Source organism: Anoxybacillus mongoliensis, assembly GCF_014201515.1.
In the GTDB taxonomy this organism is placed as follows: Bacteria; Bacillota; Bacilli; order Bacillales; family Anoxybacillaceae; genus Anoxybacillus; species Anoxybacillus mongoliensis.
Window position 1 is genome coordinate 141,958 of sequence record NZ_JACHEQ010000004.1, and the last position, 15,687, is coordinate 157,644.

At 40.4% G+C, this 15,687-nt stretch carries 14 protein-coding genes; 13 read left to right on the plus strand and 1 reads right to left on the minus strand.

What is annotated here, in order from left to right; all coding sequences use genetic code 11:
* Window positions 1–17 precede the first annotated feature (17 nt).
* Entirely contained in the window at window positions 18–1,778 is a 1,761-nt protein-coding gene (gene pyk / locus HNR43_RS05720; protein ID WP_183242049.1) for a pyruvate kinase, read from the plus strand.
* Between the two features lie 45 nt (window positions 1,779–1,823).
* Window positions 1,824–2,216, plus strand: coding sequence for an FxsA family protein (locus HNR43_RS05725; protein ID WP_183242051.1), 393 nt, complete (start codon window positions 1,824–1,826; stop codon window positions 2,214–2,216).
* Window positions 2,217–2,239: 23 nt separating this feature from the next.
* Here the strand turns inward: HNR43_RS05725 and ytvI are convergent, their stop codons facing one another.
* Window positions 2,240–3,358: a sporulation integral membrane protein YtvI gene (gene ytvI / locus HNR43_RS05730; protein ID WP_055440078.1), complete on the minus strand. Its 1,119-nt coding sequence runs from the start codon at window positions 3,356–3,358 to the stop codon at window positions 2,240–2,242.
* Between the two features lie 87 nt (window positions 3,359–3,445).
* On the opposite strand from ytvI, the gene HNR43_RS05735 reads away from it, so the two are divergent.
* The 11 genes from HNR43_RS05735 to coaE all read left to right on the plus strand — a co-directional run bounded on the left by HNR43_RS05735 (window position 3,446) and on the right by coaE (window position 15,640).
* Window positions 3,446–3,901 carry a DUF441 family protein gene (locus tag HNR43_RS05735; RefSeq protein WP_183242053.1) on the plus strand — a complete coding sequence of 152 codons (456 nt, stop codon included), beginning with the start codon at window positions 3,446–3,448 and terminating at the stop codon, window positions 3,899–3,901.
* Window positions 3,902–4,162: 261 nt separating this feature from the next.
* Window positions 4,163–5,281 carry a citrate synthase gene (gene citZ / locus HNR43_RS05740; RefSeq protein ID WP_183242055.1) on the plus strand — a complete coding sequence of 373 codons (1,119 nt, stop codon included), beginning with the start codon at window positions 4,163–4,165 and terminating at the stop codon, window positions 5,279–5,281.
* A 70-nt stretch (window positions 5,282–5,351) separates the two neighbouring features.
* Window positions 5,352–6,626, plus strand: a complete 1,275-nt coding sequence (gene icd / locus HNR43_RS05745) for an NADP-dependent isocitrate dehydrogenase (RefSeq protein ID WP_343055729.1) — start codon at window positions 5,352–5,354, stop codon at window positions 6,624–6,626.
* A gap of 23 nt (window positions 6,627–6,649) precedes the next feature.
* Complete coding sequence (mdh, locus tag HNR43_RS05750; RefSeq protein ID WP_183242057.1) at window positions 6,650–7,588, plus strand: malate dehydrogenase; 939 nt, start codon at window positions 6,650–6,652, stop codon at window positions 7,586–7,588.
* Between the two features lie 53 nt (window positions 7,589–7,641).
* A complete protein-coding gene (locus HNR43_RS05755; RefSeq protein ID WP_183242059.1) occupies window positions 7,642–8,112 on the plus strand; it encodes a MaoC/PaaZ C-terminal domain-containing protein in 471 nt (156 codons plus the stop codon).
* 90 nt (window positions 8,113–8,202) lie between these two features.
* Window positions 8,203–8,919: a response regulator transcription factor gene (locus tag HNR43_RS05760; protein ID WP_183242061.1), complete on the plus strand. Its 717-nt coding sequence runs from the start codon at window positions 8,203–8,205 to the stop codon at window positions 8,917–8,919.
* On the plus strand, window positions 8,912–10,675 hold the full coding sequence (gene pnpS, locus HNR43_RS05765) for a two-component system histidine kinase PnpS (protein ID WP_183242063.1): 1,764 nt from the start codon (window positions 8,912–8,914) through the stop codon (window positions 10,673–10,675). Before HNR43_RS05760 ends, pnpS begins: the two co-directional genes overlap by 8 nt.
* A gap of 194 nt (window positions 10,676–10,869) precedes the next feature.
* Complete coding sequence (polA, locus tag HNR43_RS05770; protein ID WP_183242065.1) at window positions 10,870–13,497, plus strand: DNA polymerase I; 2,628 nt, start codon at window positions 10,870–10,872, stop codon at window positions 13,495–13,497.
* 16 nt (window positions 13,498–13,513) lie between these two features.
* Window positions 13,514–14,335: a DNA-formamidopyrimidine glycosylase gene (gene mutM / locus HNR43_RS05775; protein ID WP_183242067.1), complete on the plus strand. Its 822-nt coding sequence runs from the start codon at window positions 13,514–13,516 to the stop codon at window positions 14,333–14,335.
* A 67-nt stretch (window positions 14,336–14,402) separates the two neighbouring features.
* Entirely contained in the window at window positions 14,403–15,026 is a 624-nt protein-coding gene (gene ytaF, locus HNR43_RS05780) for a sporulation membrane protein YtaF (protein WP_055440071.1), read from the plus strand.
* Between the two features lie 8 nt (window positions 15,027–15,034).
* Window positions 15,035–15,640 carry a dephospho-CoA kinase gene (coaE, locus tag HNR43_RS05785; RefSeq protein ID WP_183242139.1) on the plus strand — a complete coding sequence of 202 codons (606 nt, stop codon included), beginning with the start codon at window positions 15,035–15,037 and terminating at the stop codon, window positions 15,638–15,640.
* The last annotated feature ends 47 nt before the right edge of the window (window positions 15,641–15,687 follow it).

Sequence of the window (15,687 nt, forward strand, 5' to 3'; positions counted from 1 at the left end):
AGTGTAGGAGGGTATTTATGCGCAAAACGAAAATTGTTTGTACGATCGGTCCTGCGAGTGAAAGCGTAGAGAAACTTGTACAACTTATCGAAGCGGGAATGAACGTTGCACGTCTTAACTTTTCTCACGGAAGCCATGAAGAGCATGCTGCACGCATCCGCAACATTCGTGAAGCATCAAAAATGACTGGAAAAACCGTTGCTATTTTATTGGATACAAAAGGTCCAGAAATTCGCACGCACAACATGGAAAATGGTGCAATTGAGTTAAAAGCAGGTACTGAAGTCACCATTTCGATGAACGAAGTACTTGGTACACCAGAAAAATTTTCGATTACTTATGAAGGGCTCATTGATGATGTACATGTCGGTTCAACCATTTTATTAGATGACGGGTTAATTGGTTTGGAAGTATTAGCTGTTGACAAAGAAGCGAAAGAAATCAAAACAAAAGTGTTGAACGGTGGCGTATTAAAAAATAAAAAAGGTGTCAACGTGCCGGGCGTAAAAGTGAAATTACCGGGCATTACGGAAAAAGATGCAGATGACATTCGTTTCGGTATTGAACAAGGCATCGACTTCATTGCTGCATCGTTTGTTCGACGTGCTTCTGATGTGCTTGAAATTCGCGAATTGCTCGAAGAACATAACGCATTACACATTCAAATTATCCCGAAAATTGAAAATCAAGAAGGCGTAGACAATATTGATGAGATTTTAGAAGTGGCAGACGGTTTAATGGTTGCTCGCGGGGACCTAGGTGTCGAAATTCCAGCGGAAGAAGTGCCACTTGTCCAAAAAGAGTTAATTAAAAAATGCAACGCGCTTGGAAAACCGGTCATCACAGCGACACAAATGCTCGATTCAATGCAACGCAACCCACGACCAACTCGTGCAGAGGCAAGCGATGTGGCGAACGCTATTTTCGATGGAACAGATGCGATTATGCTTTCCGGAGAAACAGCAGCAGGGGCTTACCCAGTTGAGGCGGTACAAACGATGCACCGCATTGCTTTGCGCACGGAGCAAGCGTTACAATATCGCGATTTATTATCAAAACGGAGCAAGCAAAGCGGAACAACAATCACAGATGCAATTGGACAATCGGTTGCTCATACAGCACTAAACTTAGATGTTGCGGCAATTGTGACGCCGACAGTAAGCGGTCATACAGCGCGTATGATTTCGAAATATCGCCCGAAAGCGCCAATTATCGCCGTTACATCAAATGAAGCTGTCTCCCGTAAATTAGCACTCGTTTGGGGTGTTCATCCACGCGTTGCCCAACATGCGACCTCAACGGATGAGATGCTTGATATTGCTGTTGAGGCAGCTCTCGATACAGGTATCGTGAAACATGGTGATCTTGTTGTCATTACAGCAGGCGTTCCGGTTGGAGAAACCGGATCAACCAACTTAATGAAAGTACACATGATCGGCGATATGATTGCGAAAGGCCAAGGCATTGGTCGTAAATCAGCATTCGGAAAAGTCGTTGTAGCTAAAACGGCTGAAGAGGCGCTTGAAAAAATGATGGAAGGCGGCATTTTAGTCGCCCCAGCAACAGATGCAGACATGATGAAAGCGTTAGAAAAAGCTGTGGCTATCATCACTGAAGAAGGTGGCTTAACGAGCCACGCGGCTGTTGTTGGCTTAAGCTTGGGGATCCCGGTCATCGTCGGTGTAAACAACGCAACAGCTATCTTAAAAGATGGACAAGATATTACGGTAGATGCAAGCTTCGGTGCCATTTATCGTGGCCATGCAAGCGTGCTATAATAAAGAAGGGGACATCCCCTTCTTTATTATTTTGGAGGGATGTATGTGCGAAATATCTTTTTTCTTCTTTTTATTGTTATTCCAGCGCTAGAAATTGTTGTGCTTGTTTTGTCGGGGAAGGCGATCGGCATATGGCCAACGTTTGCACTAATCGTTGTGACAGGTATGATTGGTGCGTTTTTAGCCAAAAAACAAGGATTGCATACGCTACAACGGGTAAAATATGAGTTCATGAACGGACGCATACCAAGCGATGCCCTATTAGATGGTGTTTGTATTTTAGTGGGGGGAACGTTATTGTTAACGCCGGGATTTATTACAGATACGACAGGTTTTATTTTACTTCTCCCGTTTGCGCGTGAAAAAATAAAACCGTGGCTTGTTCGTTTATTTAAGAGGATGTTCTATACAAAAACATGGATTTACATTCGAAAATAAAAAAGCATAAGCTCAAATTTGGCTTATGCTTCCTTTTTTCCGATAATAAAGTTCCAAATATCTTGAAAAACGCCAGCGTGATGTAGTGTTCGACCAATGACAAGTAATACCGGTCCAACGATTAATCCGAGAAACCCGATCAGTTTGAAACCAACAAATAAAGCGATCAATGTGGCTAATGGATCGAGTCCGATATTAGAGGAGAGGAGCTTTGGTTCCATCACTTGTCGCTGTACGAGAACGACGAGATATAACACACCGAGGCCGATAGAAAAGTGAGTATCGCCGCTCATCGCTGCGTAAACAATCCATGGAACAAACACTAATCCTGTTCCTAAATACGGTAAAATATCAACAATGCCGATAATAAGAGCGATCGTAATTGCGTATTCTACTCGCAACACAAGTAAGCCGACTAATACGATCAGCGTTGTAATCGAAATGAGTGTCGCTTGCGCTTTAAGAAACCCAAATAGCGCCTTTTTTAATTCAGCAAACACTTTTGTCGTGCTCGTTTGCACTTTGTTTGGTAACAATTTTTGAAACAATGCTTTTAGGCGATACCAGTCTTTGCATATAAAAAATGTGGCAAGCAACGAGAAAATAAAAATTGTTGCAAAATTAGGCAACCATCCAATGATAGAAGGTATATTTTGTAATATGTTTTGGATAAATTGTCCGACCGTTGTAGCAATTTTCGTTCCAACAGATTGAATGTTTGACATAATCGTATCTTGTTGTGATGTGTCTAAATTTTTAAAAAGTGTAGCTAGTTGGTTATAGAGTGGAATGATTTGGCTTGCCACAAACTGTTCTATATAAATAACGAGTTTTTGAAAATGATTTGGCACCACTGTTGCTAAGTATTGTGTTCCAGTCACGATTTCTGCAACAAGAAGGGTGACAAGCCCAGCAACGAGTGCAAGTAAAAGAATTAAAACAACGATGACTGCCAACGCCCTTGGCATTTTCATTTTTTTCTCCATTACATCGACAATCGGATTGATGAAAAAGGCGATCGCTAACGCAATTAAAAACGGGTACGTTAACGTGGACAAATAATATAAGCTTGCTAATCCGGCGATAATCACAACGATCACAAATAAAAAACGAAGGGAACTGTACAAATATTGATTCGACATTCCCTCACCTCCCGTCTTTTGTCATTTACAACTATTATAATATACAATGCGAAGGAAGAAAAAGTTTCAAAGAAGGGGGCGTATTTCGTGCAACCATTTATTTTTTTATTTATTCTTCTTGTCATTGGTATGATAGCAAAAAATCATTCCCTTATTGTTGCTGTACTTTTTTTACTCGTTGTGAAAAGTATCGGATTAAGTTCTAAAATATTTCCTTATTTAGAGCAAAAGGGAATTAATCTTGGTGTGACGATGATTACGATTGCTGTACTAGTTCCGATTGCAACTGGAAAAATAGGTTTGAAAGAACTGACAGAGTCTGTTCGCTCGATTTATTCCTGGATTGCCATGTTATCAGGGGTTGCTGTCGCTTTGTTAGCAAAGGGAGGGGTTACACTGCTTGCGAAAGATCCGCATATGACGACTGCACTTGTTCTTGGGACGATTTTAGCTGTATCTGTATTTAAAGGGGTCGCTGTCGGTCCGTTAATAGGTGCTGGCATTGCATATGTAATCATGAAAATAGTCGATGTATTTTCTTAATTGATTACTTTTTTATAATAATATTTTTGAATTATGATTTCTTTTAGTTCACAAAAGTCTGATAATTGTTTATAATGGTAGTGGAGCATGTACGAAACTATCGTATATATTCCCCTGCTCGCTTCGTAAAGCGGATAGGTGAATATATAACAAAATGTAAGCATTTTCTTTGCATTTTTATTCAGCTGTTTTGAGCAATCGCTCGACGACGCGTTTCAACATGGGAAAAGGGGAATAAAAGAGAAAAAGGAGAGATGTAAGATGACAGTAACTCGCGGTCTCGAAGGGGTTGTAGCAACCACTTCCACAATTAGTTCAATCATCGATGATACGCTCACATATGTTGGGTATAATATCGATGACTTAGCTGAACACGCTACGTTTGAAGAAGTCGTTTATTTGCTTTGGCATCGCAAACTGCCGAATAAGGAAGAACTAGAAATGTTAACAAAACAGTTAGCGGAAAATGCCGATATTCCGCAACAAGTCATTGATCATTTTAAAATGTATCCGCTTGATCAAGTTCATCCGATGGCAGCGCTTCGTACAGCCATTTCATTTCTTGGCTTATACGATGAAGAAGCAGAAGCGATGAATCCGGAGGCGAATTATCGGAAAGCCATTCGATTACAAGCGAAAATATCAACGATTGTCGCTGCATTTTCGCGCATTCGAAAAGGATTAGAACCTGTGCCACCGCGCAAAGATTTAAGTTTTGCGGCGAACTTTTTATATATGCTAACAGGTAAAGAACCAGATCCGATTGCTGAGGAAGCGTTTAATAAAGCGCTCGTGCTTCATGCGGATCATGAATTAAATGCTTCAACGTTTACTGCGCGCGTCTGTGTGGCCACGTTATCAGACGTATACTCAGGCATTACAGCAGCGATTGGCGCGTTGAAAGGTCCGCTTCATGGTGGAGCAAACGAAGCGGTGATGAAAATGCTGACAGAAATCGGCACACTTGAAAATGTAGAAACATACATTCTCAACAAATTAAATAACAAAGAAAAAATTATGGGGTTCGGTCATCGCGTTTATCGCCAAGGCGACCCACGCGCTAAGCATTTAAAGAAAATGTCTGAAAAATTGACGAAGTTAACAGGTGAGCCACATTGGTATGATATGTCGGTGAAAATTGAGGAGATTGTCACATCAACAAAAGGTTTACCGCCAAATGTTGACTTCTACTCGGCTTCTGTTTACCATAGTTTAGGAATTGATCATGATTTATTTACGCCGATTTTTGCGATTAGCCGCATGTCGGGATGGCTTGCGCACATTTTAGAACAGTACGAAAACAATCGTCTCATTCGTCCGCGTGCTGAATATACGGGACCTATGAGACAAGTATACGTGCCGCTTGAAGAGCGAGCGTAAGGATGGCTGCAAAAGGTGAGAAACTCGCCTTTCTCACCTTTTTATACTACATAATTTGGAGGTCGTTATTGTGATGCAAGGTGAAAAAATTACGGTTACAAATGGGGTATTAAACGTTCCAAACTATCCAATTATTCCATTTATTGAAGGAGATGGAACAGGTCCAGATATTTGGGCAGCTGCATCTCGGGTGCTAGAAGCGGCTGTGGAAAAAGCTTATAAAGGTGAACGCAAAATTGTTTGGAAAGAAGTGCTTGCTGGTGAAAAAGCGTTTAAATTGACAGGTGAATGGTTGCCACAAGAAACGCTTGATACGATTCGTGAATACATAATTGCCATTAAAGGACCGTTGACAACGCCAGTAGGTGGTGGGATCCGTTCATTAAACGTTGCGCTTCGTCAAGAGCTCGATTTATTTGTATGCTTACGCCCGGTTCGTTATTTCAAAGGAGTTCCTTCTCCGGTTAAGCGTCCTGAAGATACAGACATGGTTATTTTCCGTGAGAATACGGAAGATATTTATGCGGGAATTGAGTATGCCAAAGGAACACCAGAAGTGAAAAAATTAATTGATTTCTTGCAAAACGAAATGGGTGTGCGTAAAATTCGCTTCCCTGAAACATCTGGAATTGGTATTAAGCCGATTTCAGAAGAAGGTACGAAACGATTAGTGCGCGCAGCAATTAAATATGCCATTGAGCATGGTCGGAAATCGGTTACGCTCGTTCATAAAGGAAACATTATGAAATACACAGAAGGCGCATTTAAAAACTGGGGTTATGAATTAGCTGAGCAAGAATTCGGCGATCAAGTATTTACTTGGGCTGAATATGACCGCATCGTTGAAATGCATGGAAAAGAAGCTGCAAACCGAGCGCAAGCAGAAGCAGAAGCAGCAGGAAAAATTATTATTAAAGATGCGATTGCAGATATTTTCTTACAACAAATTTTAACTCGTCCACGTGAGTTCGATGTCGTTGCGACAATGAACTTAAACGGCGACTACATTTCGGATGCCCTTGCAGCACAAGTAGGCGGCATCGGCATTGCTCCAGGTGCAAACATTAACTATGAAACAGGTCATGCGATCTTTGAAGCAACGCATGGAACTGCACCGAAATATGCGGGATTAGATAAAGTGAATCCATCGTCTGTCATTTTATCTGGCGTTATGATGTTTGAACATCTCGGTTGGAATGAAGCGGCGAAATTGATTATTGACTCCATGGAAAAAACAATTGCATCTAAAGTGGTCACATACGATTTTGCACGTTTAATGGAAGGCGCAACAGAAGTGAAATGTTCTGAATTCGCGGATGCTCTCATTCAAAATATGGGAGAATAAAACGAAAAAGGGGATGGAAGAACGTGGGTATGAAACGTAAAAAAATCTCAATTATCGGTGCTGGATTTACAGGAGCAACAACAGCGTTCATTTTAGCGCAAAAGGAGCTTGGGGACATAGTTCTTGTCGACATTCCACAGTTGGAAAATCCAACAAAAGGAAAGGCGCTCGATATGCTTGAGTCAAGCCCGGTTCTTGGATTTGACGCGAACATCATCGGTACGTCGGATTATGCGGATACAGCTGATTCAGATATCGTTGTGATCACTGCTGGCATTGCGCGTAAACCAGGCATGAGCCGCGATGATTTAGTCACGACAAACCAAGGGATTATGAAGGCGGTCACAAAAGAAATCGTCAAATATTCGCCGAACTGTTTTATTATCGTACTAACGAATCCTGTTGACGCGATGACATACACGGTGTTTAAGGAATCTGGCTTTCCGAAAAACCGTGTGATCGGTCAATCTGGGGTGTTAGATACCGCACGTTTCCGTACATTTGTTGCACAAGAATTAAATTTATCTGTAAAAGACATTACAGGATTTGTTTTAGGCGGTCATGGAGATGATATGGTGCCACTTGTGCGTTATTCGTATGCGGGTGGTATTCCGCTTGAGACGTTAATTCCAAAAGATCGTTTAGACGCCATTGTTGAACGTACCCGGAAAGGTGGCGGTGAAATCGTCAACTTGCTTGGTAACGGCAGTGCTTATTATGCGCCCGCTGCATCCCTTGCTGAAATGGTTGAAGCAATTGTGAAAGACCAGCGCCGAGTTCTTCCAGCCATCGCTTATTTAGAAGGCGAATACGGATATGAAGGCATTTATTTAGGTGTGCCAACCATTTTAGGTGGCAACGGAATTGAAAAAGTCATCGAATTAGAGCTAACAGAAGAAGAGAAAGCAGCGTTAGCAAAATCCGTTGAGTCGGTGAAAAATGTGATGAAAGTATTACAATAATAAAAATTCGGGGGGAATCCCCGAATTTTTATATATGGTCAAACAAAGGGGAGATGTGTATGCTAAGCAAAAAACGCAAACTTGGACGTTTAATTTCGGACATTTCCGTTGGTGAGAAGCTCGTATTAACGGAAGCGATCGAAGATAAAGATTTATTGTTATATTTAGGTCTCACAAATGATGCCAATCCGCTTTATATTCAACATGACTACGCATCGCAAACACCATGGAAACGCCCGATTGTACCAACCATTATGTTAACAGGTATCATTACGTCGGCTGTTTCAAAATATTTGCCGGGACCAGGAAGCCACATCATTTCCCAAACGATTGAATTTAAACGACCGGTATATCATTACGAACATGTTGAATTTTTATTTGAAGTGACTGAAGTGGATGAAGAAAATAACGAAATTCATATTTCGATTCAAGCTGCGCGAGATGGAGAAGAAATATTAGTTGGAGCATTGCGTGTCGTTCCGCCATATCCGTTCGTTGAAGAAAAAGCACTAGATAACTTTTAAAAAGGAGGCGTTGCCTCTTTTTTATTTTTTTCTTTTTACATCATTCGTTATAATAAAAATGTAACAAATTTACGTTGTTGGAGGATGGTTATGTCGAAACGTGTGTTAGTTGTCGATGATGAGCAGTCGATCGTTACGTTGTTAGAGTACAACTTAAAACAGGCAGGGTTTATCGTATTGACAGCCTATGATGGAGAAGAAGGGCTTCATAAAGCGTTAGAGGAGCGTCCCGATTTTATCATTCTTGATTTAATGTTACCGAAATTAGATGGGATTGAAGTATGCAAACAGTTGCGCCAACAAAAAGTAATGACCCCTATTTTAATGTTGACAGCAAAAGATGATGAATTTGATAAAGTACTTGGGCTTGAATTAGGTGCCGATGACTATATGACAAAGCCATTCAGTCCACGTGAAGTTGTGGCACGCGTTAAGGCGATCTTACGACGAACGACCATACCTGGACAAGAAGAAAAACAAGAAAGTAGCGACGATTCGCTCGTTGTCGGACAACTAAAAATTTTCCCAGATCGTTATGAGGCATATTTTGCACAACAAAGATTAGAACTCACTCCGAAAGAATTTGAATTATTAGCATACTTAGCGAAATATAAAGGACGTGTATTGACACGTGATCAATTATTAAGTGCAGTTTGGAACTATGACTTTGCGGGGGATACACGCATTGTCGATGTGCATATTAGTCATTTGCGTGACAAAATCGAACATGATACGCGAAAGCCTGTATATATTAAAACGATACGGGGCTTAGGATATAAATTGGAGGAGCCAAAAGCGGATGAATAAATTTCGCTCCCGGCTATTGCTCGGGCTTATTTCCGTCATTTTGTCGGTTTTATTCGGTCTAGGTTTGCTATTAGGTCAATTGTTCCAAAAATTTTATGCAGATACTGTGCATGATCGAATGGAGAAAGAGGCAAAACTTTTAGCCTTATATATGGAAAATAAATCGCTCCAGTCCGATATGTTTGAACAACGATTGAACGCCATTAGCGATATGCTGTCTGCTCGCATCACCATTGTTGATCGAGACGGAAAAGTTCTGTTAGATACAAACAATTACGTATTGATTGATAAAAAACGTCATCAAAAGCTCATTCAAACGTTATTAAAAAAAGAAGATGAATCAGTTATATTTGAAGAAGAACAAGACTTATATTATTATGCAGTTTCATTTTGGCAACGTGATCAACAACTCGGATATATTGTCATAAGTTTGCCGATGGATGCGATTGAGCGGGTGGACGAACAAATTTGGTTGTTGCTCACGTTCAGCTTGAGCATTGCTTTTTTCATCATTCTTTTATTAGGTATTAAAATTACAAACCAGTATACGAAACCGATCGAAGCAGCAACAAAAGTGGCGATGGAGTTGGCACGTGGCAATTATAAAGCTCGAACGTATGAAAGTCGAGAAGACGAAACAGGCATGCTTAGCCAGTCGCTAAACATTTTGGCGCGCAATTTACAAGAGATGGTTCGTACACAAGAAATGCAACAAGATCGATTGCGGGCATTGATTGAAAATATGGGGAGCGGCTTAATTTTAATTGATCAGCGTGGGTACATTTCGTTAATGAATCGATCGTATAAAGAAATGTTTCATATTGATCCATCAGATTACATACATCGCTTATATTATGAAGCGTTTCCGCATCAAGAAGTCATTGCCCTTGTAGAAGAAATATTTATGACAGAAATAAATGTACGGAAACAAATGCTTCTTCCGATTGGTATTGAACGAAAACATTTTGAAGTGTACGGAACGCCAATTATCGGAACAAATGACGAATGGAAAGGGATTATCGTTGTGTTCCACGATATTACTGAACTTAAAAAGCTTGAGCAAATGCGAAAAGATTTTGTGGCCAATGTCTCCCACGAATTAAAAACGCCGATTACATCAATTAAAGGTTTTGCAGAAACGCTATTAGATGGGGCGATGAATGATGTTCAAACACTTGAATATTTTTTAACGATTATTTTAAAAGAAAGTGAGCGTCTTCAACATTTAATTCAAGATTTGCTTGATTTGTCGAAAATTGAACAGCAAGGATTTACGTTAAATATATCCGTTGTTGACTTGAATGAGGTATTGAAAGAAGTCATTGTCATGCTTGAATCAAAAGCGAACGATAAACAAATTACATTGACATGTACATCGAATGCAACGCTTTGTTATATGTATGGTGATTTACATCGTTTAAAACAAATTTTTATTAATTTAATTAATAATGCTATTGCTTATACACCAGCTGGTGGGCGTGTAACAGTTTATGTGGAGAAAGACGATAAAGAGTTACGCGTTCATATAAGTGACACAGGCATCGGAATTGAACAAAAAGAAATTCCGCGTATTTTTGAAAGATTTTATCGTGTAGACAAAGCACGAAGTCGCAACTCAGGTGGGACGGGTCTTGGATTAGCGATTGTGAAACATTTAGTAGAGGCGCATCATGGTACAATTTCTGTAAAAAGTGAAGTAGGGGTAGGGACGACGTTCACCGTCCATTTTCGTGCAGATGCTTGTGCAGACGAATGATTTTTAACGATATATTTACAATTCGTTTACCATATATTAAAAAAAAATTGATAACATAACAAGTGAAAACCCCTTCATCCAAGAAGCCGATTGTCTTGGAATAGGCGAGGACAACGAATGTTCTCGTCTTTTTTCTTTTTTGGCGGTGATCGTGGTAAAATAAGCGTAAATGAATAAAAGAGGGGGTTTTCTGTTTGGCGAACAAATTAGTCTTAATTGACGGCAACAGCATCGCTTATCGCGCTTTTTTTGCATTACCGCTCTTACATAACGATAAAGGTGTTCATACAAACGCCATTTACGGCTTTACAACGATGTTAATGAAGCTTATTGAAGAAGAGCAACCGACGCATATGCTCGTTGCGTTTGATGCAGGAAAAACGACATTTCGACATGAAGTGTATACAGAATATAAGGGCGGAAGACAAAAAACGCCACCAGAATTATCAGAACAGCTTCCTTTTTTACGTGAACTGCTTGATGCATATAACATTCGTACGTATGAACTTGAAAATTATGAAGCGGATGATATTATCGGGACGCTCGCAACACAGGCGGCAAAAGAAGGATTTAACGTTGTCATCATTTCGGGTGATCGTGATTTAACTCAATTAGCGTCTGAACGCATTCATGTGCATGTGACAAAAAAAGGAATAACAGATATGGAACGATATACGCCAGAACATATCTTTGAGAAGTATGGATTAACGCCTGGACAAATTGTTGATTTAAAAGGATTAATGGGGGATGCATCAGATAATATTCCGGGAGTTCCGGGAGTGGGAGAGAAAACGGCATTAAAATTATTAAAAGAATACGGAACAGTTGAACGTGTGCTTGCCTCACTTGAACATATTTCTGGAAAAAAACTAAAGGAAAACTTGCGAACGTACCGTGAACAAGCGTTACTAAGTAAACAGTTGGCAACCATTCGTCGCGATGTTCCGCTGACGCTATCGCTCGATGAATTAGCATGGCAGTCGTATGATGCAGGGAGATTGGCATCTTTATTTCAAGAGCTAGGTTTCACATCGCTAATGGACAAAATTAGTAATAATTCGAAAGAACAACCAACGTTAACGGATATTTCATTTGTTACTGTTCAAACGATTGATGAACACATGTTGACAAATGAAGGTTCACTTGTTGTTGAAGTGATGGATGCGAATTATCATCGAGCGTCTATTCTTGGCTTTGCGCTTGTCAATGAACGCGGACACTTTTTTATCCCGACGGACGTTGCTTTAGCGTCGTCTGCATTTAAAACGTGGCTTGAAGATGAGCAATGTAAAAAAAGTGTATTTGATGCAAAACGAGCGATCGTTGCGCTAAAGTGGCACGGTATTGACCTCAAAGGTGTCGATTTCGATTTATTATTAGCCGCATATTTACTCAATCCGACAGATGCTAATGGCGATGTGGCAGCTATTGCAAAAACGAAACAATATACAGATGTACAAAGTGACGAAGAAGTATACGGAAAAGGCGCAAAACAAGCCGTTCCGTCGACAAGTGTATTAGCTGAACATCTTGTCCGAAAAGCAAGAGCGGTTGCTTCGTTGAAAGAAACATATATTCATGAACTAAAACAAAATGAACAATTTGAATTGCTTATTCACTTAGAGTTACCACTTACGTTCATTTTGGCACAGATGGAGTTCTACGGTGTAAAAGTGGATGTAAATCGTTTGCAAGATATGGGGAAAGAATTCGCTGCTCAACTTCAACAAATTGAGCAACGCATTTATGAATTAGCAGGAACAACATTTAACATCAATTCCCCAAAACAACTAGGGACGATTTTGTTTGAGAAATTACAGTTGCCGGTTGTAAAAAAGACGAAAACAGGTTATTCAACCTCGGCGGATGTTTTAGAAAAATTAGCGCCGTACCATGAAATCATCGAGCAAATTTTACATTATCGTCAGCTCGGAAAATTACAATCGACATATGTAGAAGGATTAATGAAAGTTGTTCGAAAAGATACAGGAAAAGTGCATACCATTTTCCAACAAGCGCTCACTCAAACAGGACGTTTAAGTTCAACGGAGCCCAATTTACAAAACATTCCGATTCGTATTGAAGAGGGAAGAAAAATTCGCCAAGCGTTCGTCCCATCTTTTGATGATTGGGTGATTTTTTCTGCTGACTATTCGCAAATTGAGTTGCGGGTGTTAGCTCATATCGCTAACGATGAAAATTTAATCGCAGCATTTCATCATGATCTCGACATTCATACGAAAACAGCGATGGATATTTTTCATGTGAAAGAAGAAGAAGTGACTGCTCAAATGCGCCGGCAAGCAAAAGCTGTCAACTTCGGCATCGTTTATGGGATTAGCGACTACGGATTGTCGCAAAACTTAGGCATTACACGCAAAGAAGCAGCGGAATTTATCGAGCGCTATTTCCAGAGTTATCCGGGCGTAAAACGGTATATGCAAGAAATTATACAAGATGCAAAACAAAAAGGATATGTCACGACGTTGCTTCACCGTCGCCGTTATTTACCGGATATTACGAGCAGTAATTTTAATGTTCGTAGCTTTGCGGAGCGAACAGCGATGAACACCCCTATTCAAGGAAGTGCAGCGGATATTATTAAAAAGGCGATGATTGATTTAGCTAGCCGTTTACGTGAAGAAGGACTACAAGCTCGTTTGTTGCTACAAGTACATGACGAACTCATTTTAGAAGCGCCAAAAGAGGAAGTTAATTTGTTGAAAAACATTGTTCCCGATGTAATGGAAAATGCTGTTTCATTACGTGTTCCGCTAAAAGTCGATTATCATTTTGGACCGACGTGGTATGACGCAAAGTAAGGAAGGGTGAACATGCATGCCAGAATTACCGGAAGTCGAAACGGTGCGACGTACATTACTTCCTCTTGTTGTCGGTAAAACGATCGAACGTGTGAACGTGCTTTGGGAGAAAATCGTTCAACACCCTGAAGTAGAGACATTTTGCGAACGATTGAAAGGGCAAACAATTTACGACATCCAGCGGAGAGGGAAATTTTTAATTTTTCAATTGGATAATGTCGCTCTTGTTTCCCATTTGCGTATGGAAGGGCGTTATATATATGAAAAAGAAGATACACCATTTGATCGGCATACGCATGTCTTTTTTACATTTACCGATCGCACGGAACTTCGTTATCGCGATGTGCGGAAATTTGGTACGATGCATCTGTTCGATAAAGGAAAAGAATTACACGTTCCTCCTTTGTCAAATATCGGACTTGAGCCACTTGACGAGCAGTTTACTGTTTCATGGCTTAGCGACCAGCTTCAACGCACGAAGCGAACGATTAAAGCGACATTGCTTGATCAAACAATTGTCGCAGGATTAGGTAATATTTATGTCGATGAAGTGTTGTTTCGTTCTTCCATCTCTCCAGAGCGTGTAGCAACTACGCTAACTGTCCAAGAAATCGAAGCGTTACATAAAGCGATCATTCAAACGATACAAGAAGCGATTGAAAAAGGCGGAAGTACCGTTCGAACGTACGTTAATACGCAAGGGAAGACAGGGACGTTTCAAACGCAATTATATGTATACGGCCGAGCAAACATGCCGTGCCGTCGTTGTGGGACACCTATTATAAAGACAACTGTGGCTAATCGCGGTACACATTATTGTCAGCATTGTCAAACATAGCATAAGAACATTGCCTAGGCCTCTTCCATATACTATGGTAGCTTTTCAAAGGAAGGGGCGGGCGTATATGATTACGTGGTCTTTAGTTTTGCTTGCTTTAGCTGTGAGCATCGACGGTTTGACTGTCGGTGTTACGTATGGTATGCGGAATGTACATATTCCGCTTCGTTCGTTGCTTATTATTTCGCTTTTTTCATGCATGACATTTTTAGTAGCGATGGGCATTGGTCGCATGCTTTATATGTTTTTTTCACCAACCGTTGCTAATGCAATGGGTGGGAGTATATTAATCATATTAGGATTATGGATGATCATTCAATTTATGCTTAAAAGAGATGACAATGAAGAAAAGTTTTTAATGAACGTAGAAATTCGTTCGCTCGGTATTGTCATTCAAATTTTACGCAAACCGACGATGGCTGATTTTGACCGCTCGGGAACGATTACAGGGATGGAGGCGGTATTTTTAGGCATCGCCCTGTCGCTCGATGCGTTTGGAGCAGGCGTGAGCGCGGCGCTTTTAAATTATTCTGTGTTGTTTACTACATTTCTCGTTTGTTTGCTTAGCTTTAGTTTTTTATTTAGTGGATTAAAAATTGGAAAATCGTTTAGGAAGTATGACTGGCTACAAAAATACTCGTTTTTACCTGGGATTATGCTTATTGTTATTGGTATTTTTAAAATGAGGTAGGGGTGAGGATGGTGTTAACGATCGGATTAACTGGGGGCATCGCTAGTGGGAAAAGTACGGTCGCGGCAATGTTCCGTGACTTACATATTCCTGTCATCGATGCAGATGAAATCGCTCATCGTGTCACATCAGTTGATGGCGAGGCATATCAACCGATTATAGAGACGTTTGGGAGCGACATTTTAGATTCAAATGGTGCAATTGATCGACGTAAGCTTGGTGCGATCGTATTTCATGATGAACAAAAGCGAAAACAGCTAAATGCCATTGTCCATCCCCTTGTTCGCAAACATATGTTGCAACAAAAAGAGCAATATGCAAGAGAAGGGAAAAAAGCAGTTGTTCTTGACATTCCGCTTTTATTTGAAAGTAAATTACAGCATCTCGTTGACCGTATTCTCGTTGTGTATGTGGATGAACAAACTCAACTTCGTCGCCTTTGTGAGCGCAATGGATTTTCCGTTGAAGAAGCATGGGCGCGGATAAAAGCACAAATGCCACTTGAAGAAAAAAGAAAAAAAGCAGATGAGATCATCGATAATAATGGAACGATCGAAGAAACGAAACAACAATTGCACACCTGTTTAATGCGCTGGGGTGTCCTTGAAAAATAGGATGCCCTTTTTTTATTTTTTTATAGCATAAACACCTTAAAAATGTT

What these genes read in the sequence shown, in the direction of transcription:
- ytvI (WP_055440078.1), bottom strand. Translation starts at nt 3,358, where the DNA reads ATGTCGAATCAATATTTGTACAGTTCCCTTCGTTTTTTATTTGTGATC.
- coaE (WP_183242139.1), top strand. Translation starts at nt 15,035, where the DNA reads ATGGTGTTAACGATCGGATTAACTGGGGGCATCGCTAGTGGGAAAAGT.
- ytaF (WP_055440071.1), top strand. Translation starts at nt 14,403, where the DNA reads ATGATTACGTGGTCTTTAGTTTTGCTTGCTTTAGCTGTGAGCATCGAC.
- HNR43_RS05755 (WP_183242059.1), top strand. Translation starts at nt 7,642, where the DNA reads ATGTGTATGCTAAGCAAAAAACGCAAACTTGGACGTTTAATTTCGGAC.
- pnpS (WP_183242063.1), top strand. Translation starts at nt 8,912, where the DNA reads ATGAATAAATTTCGCTCCCGGCTATTGCTCGGGCTTATTTCCGTCATT.
- mutM (WP_183242067.1), top strand. Translation starts at nt 13,514, where the DNA reads ATGCCAGAATTACCGGAAGTCGAAACGGTGCGACGTACATTACTTCCT.
- pyk (WP_183242049.1), top strand. Translation starts at nt 18, where the DNA reads ATGCGCAAAACGAAAATTGTTTGTACGATCGGTCCTGCGAGTGAAAGC.
- HNR43_RS05760 (WP_183242061.1), top strand. Translation starts at nt 8,203, where the DNA reads ATGTCGAAACGTGTGTTAGTTGTCGATGATGAGCAGTCGATCGTTACG.
- citZ (WP_183242055.1), top strand. Translation starts at nt 4,163, where the DNA reads ATGACAGTAACTCGCGGTCTCGAAGGGGTTGTAGCAACCACTTCCACA.